Here is a 15783-nt window from a genome sequence, read left to right on the forward strand (position 1 = left end):
GCCATGTTTTTTGAAGGGACATTAGCGTGGAGCGACATCCTGTTTTTATTGAAGGGTGCTGTTGTCACAATCGCTATTACTTTGGCTGCCGTCGGTATAGGTACCTTGTTCGGTACTTTGTTCGGTCTGATAAGGGCCGGTGCAGCGTGGTGGATAAGTTCCCCCGTCGGCTGGATTCTGGATATCTTCCGTTCGGTGCCACTGTTGATTCAATTGGTGATATTCAATTCGTTCAACAGCATGTTTCGCCTGCACTGGCCAACTTATGTTGTTGCGTGTATTTGTCTCGGGGTTTATGCCGCCGCACTGTGCACCGAGATCGTCAGGAGCGGAGTGGCGGCAGTACCGACGACAACCCGTCGCGCCGCGCGATCACTGGGTTTGACCTGGCGTCAGGAAGTGGTCTCGATCACGTTGCCGATCGCCACCAGGATCGTGTTCCCGAGCTGGATCGGTTTGGCCCTCGGTATCATGAAAGACACTTCGCTGGTGATGTGGATTGGCATTATCGAACTGCTGCGCAGTTCGCAAATTGTCACAACTCGACTTCAGGAACCGCTGATAATTCTGACAATTACAGGCGTGATCTACTTCTTAATGAGCTTCCCCATTGCGAGACTCGGCGCTCGTCTTGAGAAAAGGTGGCAAATACAATGATTAAAATTGACGACGTACATAAACACTTTGGCGCCTTGCATGTTCTCAAGGGTGTCAGCCTGAGTGTGAACAAGGGCGAAGTGTTATCGATGATCGGTGGTTCGGGTTCCGGCAAGTCGACCATGCTGATGTGTATCAATGGTCTGGAAGATATCCAGCAAGGTCGTATCAGTGTCGATGGCATTCACGTCCATTCGAAAAAAACCGACCTCAATAAACTTCGGCAAAAGATCGGTATTGTATTTCAGCAATGGAATGCCTTTCCCCATATGACAGTGCTCGAAAACGTGATGCTCGCCCCGCGAAAAGTCCTGGGCAAGTCGAAGCAGGAAGCCGAGGCGATCGCTGTCGAAAAGCTCAGGCATGTGGGCCTGGGTGAAAAGCTGACGACGTTTCCAACGCGTCTGTCAGGTGGACAGCAGCAGCGGATGGCGATTGCGCGTGCGCTTGCGATGTCGCCGGACTACATGTTGTTCGATGAGGTGACGTCCGCGCTCGATCCGCAACTTGTCGGTGAGGTGCTGGATACATTACGCATGCTATCTCATGAAGGGATGACCATGATCGTGGTCACCCATGAAATGCGATTCGCCCGCGAGGTTTCAGATCGTGTTGCGTTCTTCCATAAAGGGCAGATCCACGAGTTAGGGACTCCCGAGCAGATCTTCGACCGTCCGGAAAAAGCTGAAACAGCTGACTTTTTACGCTCGGTGCTCTGAAGATTTCGCTCTTGCAATGAGAGCGGCGAATACCGCGTTTATCGGCTGATGCCGTAACCGCGGTTGTGGCGCTCGTAGCGTCATTTCACCTGGTGGCAACCATTGCCTTGTAGCGCGCTGAAGCAGCCATGAGGGTCGCTTGTGCACGTCTTCAATTCGGTCCATGACTGCTCCATTTTCCTTTTAACGGTTTCCTTGGCTGAGCTTTTATAATGGCGACTACCCTCGGCGTGAAACTCGACGACCTGACCCGTGAACGTCTCAAAACTGCGGCCGCATCGATTGATCGAACTCCGCATTGGTTGATCAAGCAGGCACTCTTCAATTGTTTGGAGAAGCTCGAAGGTGGAGCCACGCTGGATGAGTTGGTCGGCACCAACCTCGGCGGTCCGGAAGAACAAGGTGAGCTGCCGGTGGAGTCGGCTTGTCAGCCTTTTCTGGATCTGGCGGAAAATATCCATCCGCAGTCGGTGCTCAGAGCGGCGATCACTTCAGCCTATCGACGGCCGGAAGAAGAGATGGTGCCGATGCTGTTGGAACAGGCACGATTATCTGAAGAGATGGCTTCATCGACTATTAAACTAGCCTCCGGCATCGCCGAGAAGCTGCGCAATCAGAAAAACGCCAGCGGTAGAGCGGGACTTGTTCAAGGCTTGCTTCAGGAGTTCTCGCTTTCATCGCAGGAAGGCGTCGCCCTGATGTGCCTTGCCGAAGCGCTTCTGCGCATTCCAGATAAGGGCACGCGAGATGCTTTGATCCGCGACAAAGTCAGCAATGGCAACTGGCAGACGCATATTGGTAAAAGCGGCTCATTGTTCGTGAACGCGGCGACATGGGGACTATTGTTGACTGGGAAACTGGTTTCCACCCACAGCGAAACCGGCATGACTTCAACGCTCACGCGCATTATCGGCAAAGGCGGAGAACCGCTGATTCGCAAAGGCGTGGACATGGCTATGCGGGTCATGGGCGAGCAGTTTGTCACTGGCGAAACCATTGCCCAAGCGCTGGCCAATGCGACCCGATTCGAGTCCAAAGGCTTTCGCTATTCTTACGACATGCTGGGCGAAGCCGCCTTGACCGAGCACGACGCACAAAAGTACCTGGCGTCCTACACTCAGGCCATCCAGGCCATCGGTAAGGCTTCTCACGGGCGGGGAATCTATGAAGGGCCAGGAATCTCCATCAAGCTTTCGGCGCTGCACCCGCGCTACAGTCGCGCGCAATACGATCGAGTGATGGCTGAGCTTTATCCGCGCCTGCTTTCATTGACGTTGTTGGCCAAGCGCTACGACATCGGCTTGAACATCGACGCCGAGGAGGCTGATCGTCTGGAGCTGTCGCTCGATCTGCTCGAGCGGCTTTGCTTCGAACCCGAGCTGTCAGGCTGGAATGGCATAGGTTTTGTCATTCAGGCATATCAGAAACGCTGCCCTTATGTGATCGACTGTGTGATCGATCTGGCACGCAGAAGCCGTCATCGCCTGATGATCCGGCTGGTCAAGGGCGCTTACTGGGACAGTGAAATCAAGCGTGCCCAAGTGGAGGGGTTGGAGGGATATCCGGTCTATACCCGCAAGGTGTACACCGATGTTTCCTATATTGCCTGCGCACGCAAACTGCTGGCTGTTCCCGAGGCAATCTATCCGCAGTTCGCAACGCACGATGCCCATACGCTATCAGCGATTTACCACATCGCTGGCCAGAACTACTACCCGGGGCAATATGAGTTCCAATGCCTTCATGGCATGGGCGAGCCGCTCTATGAACAGGTCGTCGGTAAGGCGTCCGAAGGGAAACTGAACAGGCCCTGCCGCGTTTATGCCCCCGTAGGAACTCATGAAACTCTCTTGGCGTATCTGGTTCGGCGTCTACTCGAAAACGGCGCCAATACGTCATTTGTCAACCGCATCGCTGACCATTCGATCACTGTCCAGGAATTGGTTGCCGATCCGGTACTGACGGTGGATGCGATGGCATTTGAGGATGGGGCTTATGGTCTTCCTCATCCGAAAATTTCGTTGCCAAGGAATTTGTATGGTGTAGATCGCTCGAACTCTTCTGGGATCGACTTGGCGAATGAGCATCGCCTTGCCTCACTATCCTGTGCGTTACTCGCAACCGTAAACACTGAATGGACGGCGGCCCCTATATTAGGCGGAGTGGGTCGTCCCGGTGATCCAAAGTCGGTCTGCAATCCTTCGGATTTGCGCGATATCGTCGGACACGTTCAATCTGCTGATCTCGAGGATGTCGAACAGGCACTTGAATATGCCATCAGTGCCGCTCGCCGATTGAAGACAGGCGTAAGGTAGTGCGTGGCGCACCAATACGATCGATGGCGATGATGACGGCCCAAGGAGTTCTTGGGCCGCTTAATGGGTAGGATTGCTTTAGCGAATAGCGGCCTTGAGCAGGTCTTCCAGGCCGATGCGGCGGAACATTTCAGCCCGCACCCGGTCGCCCATAGCGTTGACGATTTCGGCACCGTCCTCGGACGGGTCGATATGGCGGCGGAACGGGCGGCTGCCGAAGGGCATGTCGACGATTTCGACGATGGCGTTAGCTACCTCACCGACATCCGCGTCCTCCGGCTCCAGGGCCGCCAGACCTTTGAGTGCCTGATCCGGTACACCGGCGTAAGGACCCTCATTGTATTCGGCGGCGCGGGCCTGGTCGGCGGGCGAGCCGGAATGTACGAAGTGATTGGTGCCCTTGGTGAAGGCGCCCGGCACGATGATCGAGGTTTCCACACCCCAGCGCGCCAACTCACTGGCGTAGGACACCGCGAGCGAATCCATCGCTGCCTTGGCCGCGAAATACGGTGCCAGATAAGGCGGAGTACCGCCGCGTGCACTGCTGGACGAAACCCAAACCACGAGCCCTCGACCCTGCTTGCGCAATTGCGGCAGTGCGGCGCGGTTGACCCGCTGAGTGCTCAATACGTTGATGTCGTAGAGCTGGGCGAACTGCTCAGGCGTAAAAGCCTCGGCGGGGCCGAAGGACATGTGCCCGGCGTTATGAACGATCACGTCCAGCCGACCGCAATCCGCAATGATTTTCGCAACGCCGGCCTCGACCGATTGACTTGAAGCGACGTCCAGTTCGACGCTACGCAGGTCGACCTGATGCTGGTCGGCGTACTGCTGTACTTGAGCCACTTGTGACGCGTTGCGGCTCAGGGTTTCACGCATGCTGGCATAGACTGTATGGCCAGCGTCGGCGAGTGCGCGGGCAGTCAGTGCACCAAAACCGCTTGAGGCACCGGTAATTAGAATGACGGATTTCATGGTATTGATCTCCTGCACAGTGAGGGTGGTTTCAGGCGTTACGGGAAAGTCGTCGTTGTATGGCATGGGACAACCAGCCGGCAAAGGAGCCGAGGCTGGCGGCGCCGCCCAGTTCAAAGAAGCTTTCCAGGGACGGTGCCAGGTGCGCGGCGAAGTAAGCGATCAGGCCGAGGAAGTAGGCGACGATATTGTTCATCGTCCGGGTGGCCCGCAGTGACACCACGACCATCGCCACGACAAACACCACGATGGGCAGAGCAAACAGGCCGAAGGTGGGGGACAGGGCACCGATGCTCAGCGCCGCGCCCATGCCGAAGACGATGCCCATCAGCACACAACCGAGGTTCACCAAGCCATCGCGCAAGGTCAACCCGCGGCTGAAGAATGCGACCCAACCGACGAACATCGCCCAGACCGGCAGGCTCAGCAGCAAGCTGGAACCTGCCGCCAGTGCGGCGGTGGCGGCAGCGACAGCGGTAAATAGCGTGAACATCAGTTTCGATTGCCCGGTGCGAGCGGTGGTGTTGCCTGGATGGCTCATGATCATCACTCCTTTCAAGGTCGATGGAACGGCTCAAACGAGGCCGCCGTTGACGCGCAGGATTTGCCCATTGACCCAGGCCGAATCAGGGCCAGCCAAGAAGGAAACCACCCGGGAAATGTCTTCTGGCTGAGCCAGACGCTCAAGCGGAGACATCTTGGCGAAAGTCTGGATCTGTTCTTCGCTCTTGCCATGCAGGAACAGGTCAGTAGCGACCGGGCCTGGTGCCACGGCGTTGACGGTGATGTTACGACCGCGCATTTCCTTGGCGAAGACTTGGGTCAGTGATTCCACCGCCGCCTTGCTCGCTATGTACGCCGCGTAGCCCGGCAGGTTCATGCCGACGGTGCTGCTGGAAAAGTTGATGATTCGCCCACCGGCATTCAAGCGGGTCGCTGCTTCGCGCAGGGTATTGAAAGTGCCGCGAGCGTGGATGTTGAAGTTCTGGTCGAACAGTTCGTCCGTGTGTTGCGCCAGCGGCATGACCTTGAGGATGCCGGCGTTGTTTACCAGCACACTCACTGTTCCAAGCTGTGCCTCGGTTTCGTCGAACAGTCGGCGTACGTCATCGGCACTTGCCACGTCGGCCTTGACCGCTATGGCTTGATGCCCAGCCTGACGCAATTCGACCACCAGCTTCGAGGCCTCGGTGGCGCTGTTGGCATAGTTGACGACGACAGCGAAGCCTTCGCTGGCCAGGTGTTTTGCGATTACCGCACCGATGCCGCGGGAGGCGCCGGTGACGATTGCAACTTTCGATGTTTGAGCCGTCATGATGATTCCTGGGAAGTGGTTTTTATGGGGTGAAGCCAGATTCACATGTTTACTCAGGGCGATAAATGCACGAAAGTTGGCTTTACTGTTCAAAAAACACCAACAATCGAACGCCTGGAGTTGGCCGTGGATCAAGTCAAAGCAATGAAGGTGTTTGTGCGGATTTATGAGCGCAGCAGCTTCACTCTCGCGGCTGAGGACCTGCATCTGCCGCGGGCGACTCTGACCCACACGCTGAACCAGTTCGAAGCTTGGCTCGGCACGCGTTTGCTGGAACGCAGCACGCGCAAGGTGCAGCCGACGCTGGACGGCGAGGCGTATTACCAGCGTTGCGTGCAGTTGCTGGCGGAACTGGAAGAAGCCGAGTTGGCGTTTCGCAGTGTGGCGCCGAAGGGGCGGTTGCGCGTGGACTTGCATGGCACGCTGGCCAAGCATTTTGTGATCCCAGCATTGCCACAATTCATGGCCCGTTATCCAGACATTGAATTGTCAATCAGCGAAGCCGACCGTTTTGTCGACCTGATCGCCGAAGGCGTCGATTGCGTGTTGCGCGCCGGCACTTTGGGGGACTCGGCATTGATCGGCAAACGCGTGGCCAACCTGCGGCAGATTACCTGCGCCAGCCCGGCATATTTACGCAAGTACGGCGAACCCCAAAGCCTCGCCGACCTGAGTCATCACCGCGCGGTGAACTACGTTTCGCGCACCACGGCCAAGCTGTTTCCGTTTGAATTCATGGTCCACGGCGAGCTGAAGGAAGTGCTCATCGAGGGCGCACTGTCAGTATTCGGCGCAGAGATCTACGCGGCATCGGCGATTGCCGGGCTCGGCATCATTCAGTGCCCGCATTACCGAATAGAAACGCAGATTGTCCAAGGGCTGGTGAAAGAGATTCTGACTGACCTGCCACCGCCGCCTATGCCAGTTTCGGTGCTTTACCCGCACAACCGCCACATGTCGCCACGGGTGCGGGTGTTTGTGGACTGGTTAGGGGAGGTGTTTGCTGAGGTGCGATGATGTGAGGGGGGAATGAGTATCAGGCCAGTAACGATCTTTGGAAGCGTGAACTCGAACGGGCACCTAACGTGTTCTAGTTTTATAACACGGTAATGAATATGGCAAAGGTGCAGCCAGATCGCTTCACAGGCTGTAGCGTGGCGAATATGGTTTTTGATTTTTCTGACTGCGCTTTTGGCCGACCCTGTTGAAAATTACGCCGAAATCGTCGCCGTGAAAAATGACGCAATGGAGATTGAAATCTGCCGGGTTTTGAGTGACGAACCGTGTCAGCTTTTTCATACGAGCGCGTAAATGATGCATTTCTAGCCTCAAACTCGACTGCTGTGACTACCCCGGCTTTTTCACCAGAATCGGCCGAAAGCTACCGCTGAGCACCGACAATAACCGGACACCACAGGCCCTTCGTGTCTGTCTCAGTAAGCTAGGTCAATTCAGTATTGATGAATCTGACCTATGAAGGCGGCAGGGATCCAGTGACGGCGGATGCTGGAAAAAACATCACCGACTCGGTCGGTGGGTGCTCGTAGGCTGAGGACAGCACGGCACTGAGCCGATCGCCCAACAGGTTCCAGGCGCGTTTCTTTTCTTCGGCATAATCGTGATGCAGGTAGTGGCGCCTGACGCGAGAACCCGCTAGCACATGGTTTTGGCAACGATCGATGACGTCCAGGCTGACCCCCAAAGCCTGCATCATGGTCGCGCCCGTGCGGCGTTGATCATGCGGCGTCCAGTCACCGTTCTGGCCGTCGGCCAGCACCAGCGTGTCGTCGTGACGCCGTCGTGACAGGGCCTTGCGGTTTTTGAATCGGGCCTGGCGATCGCCGACCTGTTTGCTCACCACTTTCACGTCCACATGCTGATCATCTTGCTTGTTGGGAAAGCACCACTGAGAGTCGCCGGTGAAACGTCACGGAGTCTTTTTCGCTTATTCCGTTAGGATGGAGAAACCCGCCTTAAATCCGCAAACTAATTCAAAGGCTCACATCTAAATCCGAAACTGTCCAACCAAACGGCCCAGCCGGTTGCCTAGGTCAGTGAGATTTCTAGAGGCTTGCGCGCCATTTTTTGCGTCCCCGGCGACTACGTCAGCCGCCTGGGAGATGTGAGTCATGCTGCGGTTTACTTCCTCGGCGACGGCGGTCTGTTCTTCGGAAGCGCTGGCGATCTGAGCATTCATGTCATTAATTGTATAAATGAGTCGGCTGATGGCATCCAGAGACAATCCTGCCTGATTTGCCAGCTCACCCGTTAGTTTCCCTGATTCGCTGGAGCGGCTCATTGTGACCATGGCGTCTTGAGTGCCTTTTTGAAGCAGACTGATCATCCCATGGATTTCCTGAGTGCTCTTTTGCGTACGGCTGGCCAGGGCTCGAACTTCGTCCGCGACCACTGCAAATCCACGTCCTGCATCGCCGGCCCTTGCGGCTTCAATGGCAGCGTTCAATGCCAATAGATTGGTTTGTTCTGCGATAGAGCGGATGACGTCTACTACGCCAACAATCAACTGCACATCCTTGTTCAGGCTGTCGAGAGACGAACTGCTTTGCCCGATTTCTTCAATCAATGAATGAATGCTATCGATGCTCTTGTTGACGACATCTCTTGCCTGCCCACCTACATCGCTGGTTTCTCGCGCTGCGTGTGAAGCACCTTGGGCGCTGACGGAAACCTGCTGCGCAGCCGTGGACATTTCATGAATGGCGGTCGCTACCTGATCTGTCTCGTGGCGCTGACGATCCATGGCCTGCTCCGACCTTTGTGCTTGGGCCGCCATATCTTCGACCAGTTCGGATAATTGCCCGGTCATCTCGGCAATCTGTCGCACAAGGCTATGGATTTTTTCCACAAAGAAGTTGAACGAGTGAGCCAAATCGCCCAGCTCATCGTTGCTTGAAATCGGCAAACGGTGTGTCAGGTCTCCATTTCCAGCGGCAATGTCGTCCAGGTTCTTTTTGATGACCAGCACTGGTTTCACAATGCTGTTGCCAAGCCAAATGGCGATCAGCGCTACGAGTAGCAACACGCAAAAAGCAAGGGTGAGTATGTATGACGTGTACTGGCCGATCCGCGTATAGCGCTCACTGGCGATGGCCTGCACCTGAACTTCAAGATCGTCCAGATTTACTTGGGTGCCCAAGATCAGATCCCACTTGTCCAGGTAAACGGTGTAACCGAGCTTGGGCGTAGGTTTAGGGCTGATGGGCGTCTGCCAATCGTAGCGAAAAAAATGAGTGCCGGTCTTGGCTGCTTCAACCAGCCCGCGAATGACATACACGCCGTTGGCATCTTTGCTATCGACAAAACTCTTGCCGATATCGGTGTTCAGGTTTGCAGAGAACACTCGAACAGACGTGGAGTCATAGCCGTAAAAATAGTTTTGTTTATCGAAACTCAGCGTTCGCAAAATTTTCACGGCCTGATCGCGAGCCTCCAGATCTCCATAGCGGGAAGCGTCATATATCGACTGAATCGAAGCTTGGGCAATTTCCATATAGTGCTTCAGTGACGTTTTTCGCTCGTTGATCAGGAGCTCGCGCGTCTGCGCAACCTCCTCGGACGCCAGCTTTTGCAAAACCCAAAAGGTGGTGCCGCTGATCATCGACGCCAGTAAAAGGCCGGGGATAATCGCCAGAAGGATGACTTTGCTACGAAGATTAAGCGTCACGATGAGTTTCGCCTCACTCAAGAGATTTTATTGTGACCCACCCATTTTTACCTTGAGCCAATTGGCTCAGCGCGGCATAAAAGTAGGGGGTGTTTTTGGTTGAAGCTCGGCTCTCCATTTTTATGAAAAGAGTCTTTAATGATCGACTGATCAATAGTAGTCTACGCCCAGCGGAAACCGCTTGTCGATGCTCGGCCATAGATGGAGGTTTCACCCCACGCGGGCAGGTATCGATTTCAAAAAGTAGGAGTGGCCAACAATGAGTGACTCGATCAACTCCTCTTCATTGAATCAAGCGGGGTCGTTCACTGAGCGCGGGTATCTTGCGCACGACGCAACGCGACGTTGCGTCCTGTCCATATTCTCTCGAGGTGCAGTGCCGCCTATGTTGTTGGCCTGGCAAACATGAATGCAAGTGACCTTCAACGGAGAGTCACCGCTGTCGAACCTCAGGAGTCTATGACATGGGCGTTTCTACAAGTGATACAGCAGCGACGGTACAAAAAGCATCGATGACGAAGGGGCTGGTGCTTCTGTTTGCTTTTTGTTGTGGTGCCATCGTGGCCAACATCTATTACGCACAACCGATTATTAGCTTGATCGCCCCGGATATTGGCATGTCGAATGGAAGCGCGAGCTTCATTGTTTCGCTGACCCAGATTGGTTATGCGCTCGGATTGTTTTTCCTGGTGCCCTTGGCGGACTTGGTAGAAAACCGCCGGCTGATGATCACGACGATCGTGATTACGATCTTCAGCCTGATCGCCGCCGGTTTATCCAAGCAGCCGAGTGTATTTCTGGTGGTATCGGCGCTCATCGGTTTCAGCTCAGTCTCCGTGCAAATGCTTATCCCATTGGCCGCACATCTGGCACCGGAGGAGTCTCGCGGCCGGGTGGTTGGCGGGATTATGGGGGGATTGCTGCTGGGGATTCTGCTTGCGCGTCCGCTGTCGAGTCTGGTTGCCGATCATTTGGGCTGGCGGGCCGTATTTATTGGCGCCGCTGCCTTGATGCTCGTTATCTCTATCGTGATTGGCATGACCATGCCCAAATGGCAGCCGACCCATCGCGCGTCTTACGGTCAATTGCTGAAGTCCCTCGGCGAACTGTTTTGCCGTGAGCCTGTATTGCGTCATCGCGCGCTCTATCAAGGGCTGATGTTTGCGGCGTTCAGTTTGTTCTGGACCGCCGTGCCGCTGATATTGAGTCGTGAGTTCGGCCTCACGCAAAGTCAGATTGCGATTTTCTCTCTGGTTGGCGCCATCGGTGCCATTGCCGCGCCTATCAGTGGCCGACTTGCTGATGCAGGGCATACCCGACGAGCGTCCCAGCTGGCCATGGTGCTGGGAGTATTGAGTTTCCTTCCTGCCTTCATCAATCCCTTTTACGGTGTGATTGGGTTAGCGGTCACCGGTGTAGCGCTGGATTTTGCTGTGCAAATGAACATGGTGCTGGGCCAGCGAGCTGTCTATGCCCTGGGCACTGCCAACAGAGGCCGCCTGAATGCGTTGTACATGATCAGTATCTTTATTGGCGGCGCAATGGGTTCTTCGGTGGCCAGTTCGCTTTATGAACACGCCGGGTGGCTGGCGATTGCTGCGGCGGGAAGCGCATTGTCATTGATCGCTCTAGTCGTCTTCTCGGTGGTTTCTCGTCGGACCCGAATTGGCGCAATGCGCTAGATGAACAACGGCTGAGGCAAGGAGTGTCATGGACAAGTTGCTCGCATTGAAGATGTTCGTCCAGGCTGTGGATTCGAAGGGCTTTTCTTCTGCCGCTCGACAGTTAGGCCTGGCGACGTCTTCTGTTACTCGGATGATCGATGGGCTTGAGGCGGAACTGGGCGCTGTCCTGCTTAATCGATCCACGCGTCAAATCTCATTATCAGATGCCGGGGCCGCCTACTACTTGAAAGCGCGGGAGGTACTGAATGCTGTTGCCGAGGCGGATGCCTCGGTCACTGACCGCGGGGAGCTCCCTGCAGGGCATCTTCGTATTTCCGTGCCTGTAGCGCTTGGGCGCCGTCTGATTGCGCCTCATATTGCCTCGCTGTTGAAGCGTTACCCTCAACTTGTGTTGGACATGACGCTCTCCGACGACATCGTTGAATTACTGGGGGAGCGCGTCGATCTTGCGATCCGATTGGGGTCGGCAGCAGTCATGGATGGTGTCGTCAGTCGTCCCGTCGGTCATTTCAGACGCCGGGTGGTGGCCAGCGCCGAGTACCTGGATACACATGGTTTTCCTGAACATCCCATGGACCTCATGCAGCACGAGTGCTTGCTTTTCAGTTATGGCCCAAAGCAACAGGTGTGGACTTTCTTAAAGGAAGGTGAGGAGACTCGAGTTCCGATTGAGGGCCGCTTCAAAAGTAACAATGCGGAAGTTTTGCGTGAAGTTGCGCTGGCGGGTGGCGGGGTGGCTTTGTTACCTGACTGGCTCGTCAACGACGATATCGGCAGCGGTGATTTGACTTCATTGTTTGAGCCTTTTGTTATCAATCCGAACGAGGCCAGTTCGGCCATTTCTGCGCTGTATCTTCCCAATCATCGTGGCTCCAAGCGCGTCAATGCGTTTATCGATTTCATTAGCGAATTGCTAGGGCCTGAAGGCTTAGTCGAGAGCTGATCGCTTCATTGTTGTTTTCGAGCACTTGACGAAACAAACCCCTTTCGCCGTGTGGGCACGGCAGATCCCCGGAGAATTGAATGAGCACTGCGACATTGCATTACATCTACGACCCGTTCTGTGGCTGGTGCTATGGCGCGGCGCCGATGATCACGGCGGCCACCGCGATTCCTGGTCTGGAAATACAGGCTCATGGCGTGGGCATGCTCTCGGGGGACAAAAGCAAGTTGATGTCGGGTGAGTGGCGCGATTTTGTTCGTCCTCACGAAGCCCGGATTACTGCATTCAGCAAACAAACCTTCGCGGACGCCTATGTTCAAGGCGTACTGGAACATGAAAATGTCCAACTGGACTCTTCACCACCGATTGCAGCGATGTTGACCGCTCAACAGCTTTCCGGACGCGGCATCGAAATGCTCAAACGCCTGCAATTTGCCTACTACCAAGAAGGCCAGGCCATTGCTGACCGAAGGGTAATCGCTGGAATTGCCGATGAGCTTGGGTATGAGCCCGAAGTGTTTATGGCAACTTTTGATGCGATCACTGCAGACTCATTGCAGGACCACATCGACCGCAGCAACGGGATGCTTGAAGCTCTGAATGCGCGCGGCTTTCCGGCATTTGCGCTGGAGATCGATGGCCAAATGGAAGTGTTGGCCATGGGGCATTACTTAAGCCGACCCGCCTTGTTCAAGAAGGATATTGAAAGCCGTCTGGACAAATAGGTGGGGTTCATAGCCAGTACATTCTTTTGTTTTGTATGATGCCTCAATGAAGCTCCAGCGAGGCGTTATGCAAGACTCAAAAGATAGCGACGGGAACGAATCGAGAAAATCAGCGAAACCGACGACTCGGCGCCTTTCGCCCGAGGTCAGAGAAAAGCAAATCGTGCAGAAAGCTATTGAGCATTTTGCGACGTGCGGATTCTCGGGCAGTACCCGTGAGCTGGCGCGACAATTGGACATTACCCAACCTTTACTCTATCGATATTTCCCCAGCAAAGAGGCACTCATAGACCGCGTGTACGACGAGGTGTATCAGTGGGATTCTTCGTGGGAGTCGATGATCAAGGATCGATCCGAGCCCCTCCAGTCTCGCCTGGTGCATTTCTACACCTCATATGCTCGTGTGATTCTGCGCCGAGAGTGGATTCGTATCTTCGTATTTGCCGGGCTGACACGTGAAGGTATCAATGATCGGTATCTGGCTAAGTTGCGTGAGCGGGTATTCATTCCTGTCATTGCAGAAATCCGCCACGCTCATGGATTGGCGCCGTCCTCAGGTGAAACGATCAATGAAAAAGAGCTCGAACTGATCTGGAGTCTGCATGCCAGCATTTTCTATATCGGTGTGCGCAAATGGATTTACGATCTTCCAGTGACTGAAGACATTGATGCACTGATCGAGCAAATGGTCGATGCGTTCCTTAACGGCAGTCCTCACGTACTGCAGCAAGTCGATAACGATCTCGGTGGGAAGCCTCGCTTGAATTGATCGGCTTCGATTCGCCGTTTCCTGCCTCCTGATCTCCTGTTTTGCCCCTCTTTTTTGTCGACCACTCATCACCTGTTTCAGCCTTCAACTGAACGGGTGCTGAAGGGCGCACGCGCACCATCCTGTGCTGAAAAGCCCTTTCCCAACGCCTGAAGCCCGATCTCTGTGGGCGACGCCACATCGTGGTTCAAGCTTGTCCTCAAAAATTTGATCCTCCATCTATTTACTTCGATTTCGTCAGGTCGTATTGTTTATCAACTGATAAATAAATACAAAAAACTGTTGGAGGCACCATGCAAGTCGTGAAGCTCGCTCATTACTCGATACGGTCGTTCGACCTGGAGAAGTCCAGCCGATTTTATGAAAGGGTGCTCGGTTTTACTCCTGGCTACCGGCCGCCATTCGATTTTCCTGGCGTTTGGTTGTACATGGGAGGAGATGAGAAGGACTTCGGCACGGTCCACATTATCGGGGTTGATCCTTCCAACCCTGAAGGCCTGAAGAAATACCTGGGCGACAAAGAAATCCCGCTCACAGGCACTGGAACCGTTGATCACATTGCTTTTCTGGTCACCGGCCTGGTCGAGTTCTGGAACGTCTTCAAAGCCGAAGGGATTGCGTGGCGTGATCGCACCGTTCCGAGTCTTGGCCTGCATCAGGTGTTCATCGAAGATCCGTCAGGTGTCACCATCGAGCTTAATTTCCCGGCCTCCGAGATCGATGCGGTGGGTTCTTACGCCTCCCATGCCGCTGCGACTGTGGGAGAGCAGCCATGATGAGTTCCTTGACCAAGTCCCGCGCCATTGTCGTGGGCGGCTCGCTGGGCGGCCTGTTTGCAGCAAATATGCTGTTGCGCAAAGGCTGGGACGTTGAGGTCTTTGAACGCGTTCCGGATGAACTCGCTGGACGAGGCGCGGGGATCGTTACACATCCTGAATTGTTCGAAGCGATGGCCGCAGCGGGAATTCCCCTCGACGCATCTGTGGGTATTGATGTGCTTTCGCGCGTCACTTTGGCCCAGGACGGCGATGTCGTACTTGAGAACGCACTCCCACAAACGCTAACTGCATGGGGGAAGATGTACCAAGTGCTTCGCTCTGCATTCCCAGACTCGCTGTATCGCTGCGGTGGCAGTGTGGTGTCGGTCGAAAGTACTGAAACCCATGCCAGCGTTACATTGGCCGATGGGACGACTCATCAAGCAGACGTCATTATTGCGGCTGATGGGTTTCGGTCGACGATTCGCCAACATTTTTTACCCGATGTGCACCTGCAATATGCCGGCTATATCGCATGGCGCGGGTTAGTCGATGAAAGTGCTCTGTCTGATGCTGCCCACGCCGCACTTTTCGATAAATTCGCATTTTGTTTGCCCCCGCATGAACAGATACTGGGGTATCCAGTCGCCGGGCATTCCAACAGCACTCTGGTCGGCGAGCGCCGTTACAACTTTGTGTGGTACCGCACCAGCGGTGACGATGACTTGAAGGATTTGCTGAGGGATGAAAGCGGTAAACAATTTGAAGGTGGTATTCCTCCGGCGCTGATACGCCGTGACGTGCTCGACAATATGTACAAGTCCGCAGAGACATTACTGGCTCCGCAGTTTGCCGAAGTCGTCAAGAAAGCTGCTCAGCCGTTATTCCAGCCAATTTACGATCTAGAAGTACCGAAGATGAATTTCGGACGTATCGCATTGCTCGGCGACGCGGCATTTGTGGCGCGTCCCCATTGCGGGATGGGGGTTACCAAGGCCGCCGGTGATGCTTTGGCAATCGTAGAGGCACTGGAGCGACATGCATCCGTTGAAGTGGCATTAGCGGACTATAGCGAGCAACGCAGTCGTTTCGGGGCGTCGATTGTTCAGCACGCCAGGCATCTTGGCGCGTATATGCAGGCGCAACTGAGCAGCGAGGAAGAGCGTGAAATGGCGGAGTTGTACCGGACCCCGGAAGCCGTGATGCGTGAGACTGCAGTGCCCGTGAAGTTTTAATT

At 54.9% G+C, this 15783-nt stretch carries 13 protein-coding genes and 3 pseudogenes; 10 read left to right on the plus strand and 6 right to left on the minus strand.

What is annotated here, in order from left to right; translation table 11 throughout:
* Positions 1-3 precede the first annotated feature (3 nt).
* The 3 genes and pseudogenes from HKK52_RS03750 to HKK52_RS03760 all read left to right on the plus strand — a co-directional run.
* Positions 4-657 carry an amino acid ABC transporter permease gene (locus HKK52_RS03750; protein WP_169369586.1) on the plus strand — a complete coding sequence of 218 codons (654 nt, stop codon included), beginning with the start codon at positions 4-6 and terminating at the stop codon, positions 655-657.
* Complete coding sequence (locus tag HKK52_RS03755; protein WP_169369588.1) at positions 654-1376, plus strand: amino acid ABC transporter ATP-binding protein; 723 nt, start codon at positions 654-656, stop codon at positions 1374-1376. The genes HKK52_RS03750 and HKK52_RS03755 overlap by 4 nt, the downstream gene beginning before the upstream one ends.
* 209 nt (positions 1377-1585) lie before the next feature.
* Positions 1586-3674: pseudogene (locus HKK52_RS03760) on the plus strand (proline dehydrogenase family protein); the annotation flags it as partial.
* A gap of 95 nt (positions 3675-3769) precedes the next feature.
* On the opposite strand, the gene HKK52_RS03765 reads toward HKK52_RS03760, so the two are convergent.
* From HKK52_RS03765 to HKK52_RS03775, 3 genes are read right to left on the minus strand one after another with little or no spacing between them, the layout of a single operon-like run.
* On the minus strand, positions 3770-4666 hold the full coding sequence (locus tag HKK52_RS03765; protein WP_169369590.1) for an SDR family oxidoreductase: 897 nt from the start codon (positions 4664-4666) through the stop codon (positions 3770-3772).
* A 31-nt stretch (positions 4667-4697) separates the two neighbouring features.
* A complete protein-coding gene (locus HKK52_RS03770) occupies positions 4698-5207 on the minus strand; it encodes a DUF1097 domain-containing protein (RefSeq protein ID WP_169369592.1) in 510 nt (169 codons plus the stop codon).
* Positions 5208-5240: 33 nt separating this feature from the next.
* Positions 5241-5981: an SDR family oxidoreductase gene (locus HKK52_RS03775; RefSeq protein WP_169369594.1), complete on the minus strand. Its 741-nt coding sequence runs from the start codon at positions 5979-5981 to the stop codon at positions 5241-5243.
* A gap of 126 nt (positions 5982-6107) precedes the next feature.
* On the opposite strand from HKK52_RS03775, the gene HKK52_RS03780 reads away from it, so the two are divergent.
* Positions 6108-6998 (plus strand): LysR family transcriptional regulator, encoded by an 891-nt coding sequence (locus HKK52_RS03780; RefSeq protein ID WP_169369596.1) that lies wholly within the window; start codon positions 6108-6110, stop codon positions 6996-6998.
* Between the two features lie 454 nt (positions 6999-7452).
* On the opposite strand, the pseudogene HKK52_RS03785 reads toward HKK52_RS03780, so the two are convergent.
* From HKK52_RS03785 to HKK52_RS32920, 3 genes and pseudogenes are all read right to left on the minus strand, one after another.
* Positions 7453-7902: pseudogene (locus tag HKK52_RS03785) on the minus strand (site-specific integrase); the annotation flags it as partial.
* 84 nt (positions 7903-7986) lie between these two features.
* Positions 7987-8808, minus strand: coding sequence for a methyl-accepting chemotaxis protein (locus HKK52_RS32915; protein WP_442962286.1), 822 nt, complete (start codon positions 8806-8808; stop codon positions 7987-7989).
* A 36-nt stretch (positions 8809-8844) separates the two neighbouring features.
* Positions 8845-9600, minus strand: a pseudogene (locus HKK52_RS32920) (cache domain-containing protein); the annotation flags it as partial.
* A gap of 530 nt (positions 9601-10130) precedes the next feature.
* Between HKK52_RS32920 and HKK52_RS03795 the strand changes: the two are divergent.
* The 6 genes from HKK52_RS03795 (at position 10131) to HKK52_RS03820 (ending at position 15781) form a co-directional block, all read left to right on the plus strand.
* Positions 10131-11348, plus strand: coding sequence for an MFS transporter (locus tag HKK52_RS03795; RefSeq protein ID WP_169369602.1), 1218 nt, complete (start codon positions 10131-10133; stop codon positions 11346-11348).
* Between the two features lie 28 nt (positions 11349-11376).
* A complete protein-coding gene (locus HKK52_RS03800) occupies positions 11377-12294 on the plus strand; it encodes a LysR family transcriptional regulator (RefSeq protein WP_169369603.1) in 918 nt (305 codons plus the stop codon).
* A gap of 80 nt (positions 12295-12374) precedes the next feature.
* Entirely contained in the window at positions 12375-13019 is a 645-nt protein-coding gene (locus HKK52_RS03805; RefSeq protein WP_169369604.1) for a DsbA family protein, read from the plus strand.
* 67 nt (positions 13020-13086) lie between these two features.
* Complete coding sequence (locus tag HKK52_RS03810; protein WP_169369605.1) at positions 13087-13788, plus strand: TetR/AcrR family transcriptional regulator; 702 nt, start codon at positions 13087-13089, stop codon at positions 13786-13788.
* Positions 13789-14081: 293 nt separating this feature from the next.
* The gene (locus HKK52_RS03815; protein ID WP_169369606.1) at positions 14082-14564 is read left to right on the plus strand and encodes a VOC family protein; all 483 of its coding nucleotides are present in this window, start codon (positions 14082-14084) and stop codon (positions 14562-14564) included.
* The gene (locus tag HKK52_RS03820) at positions 14561-15781 is read left to right on the plus strand and encodes an FAD binding domain-containing protein (protein WP_169369607.1); all 1221 of its coding nucleotides are present in this window, start codon (positions 14561-14563) and stop codon (positions 15779-15781) included. The genes HKK52_RS03815 and HKK52_RS03820 overlap by 4 nt, the downstream gene beginning before the upstream one ends.
* Positions 15782-15783 lie beyond the last annotated feature (2 nt).

Source organism: Pseudomonas sp. ADAK2 (genome assembly GCF_012935755.1).
Lineage (GTDB): Bacteria > Pseudomonadota > Gammaproteobacteria > Pseudomonadales > Pseudomonadaceae > Aquipseudomonas.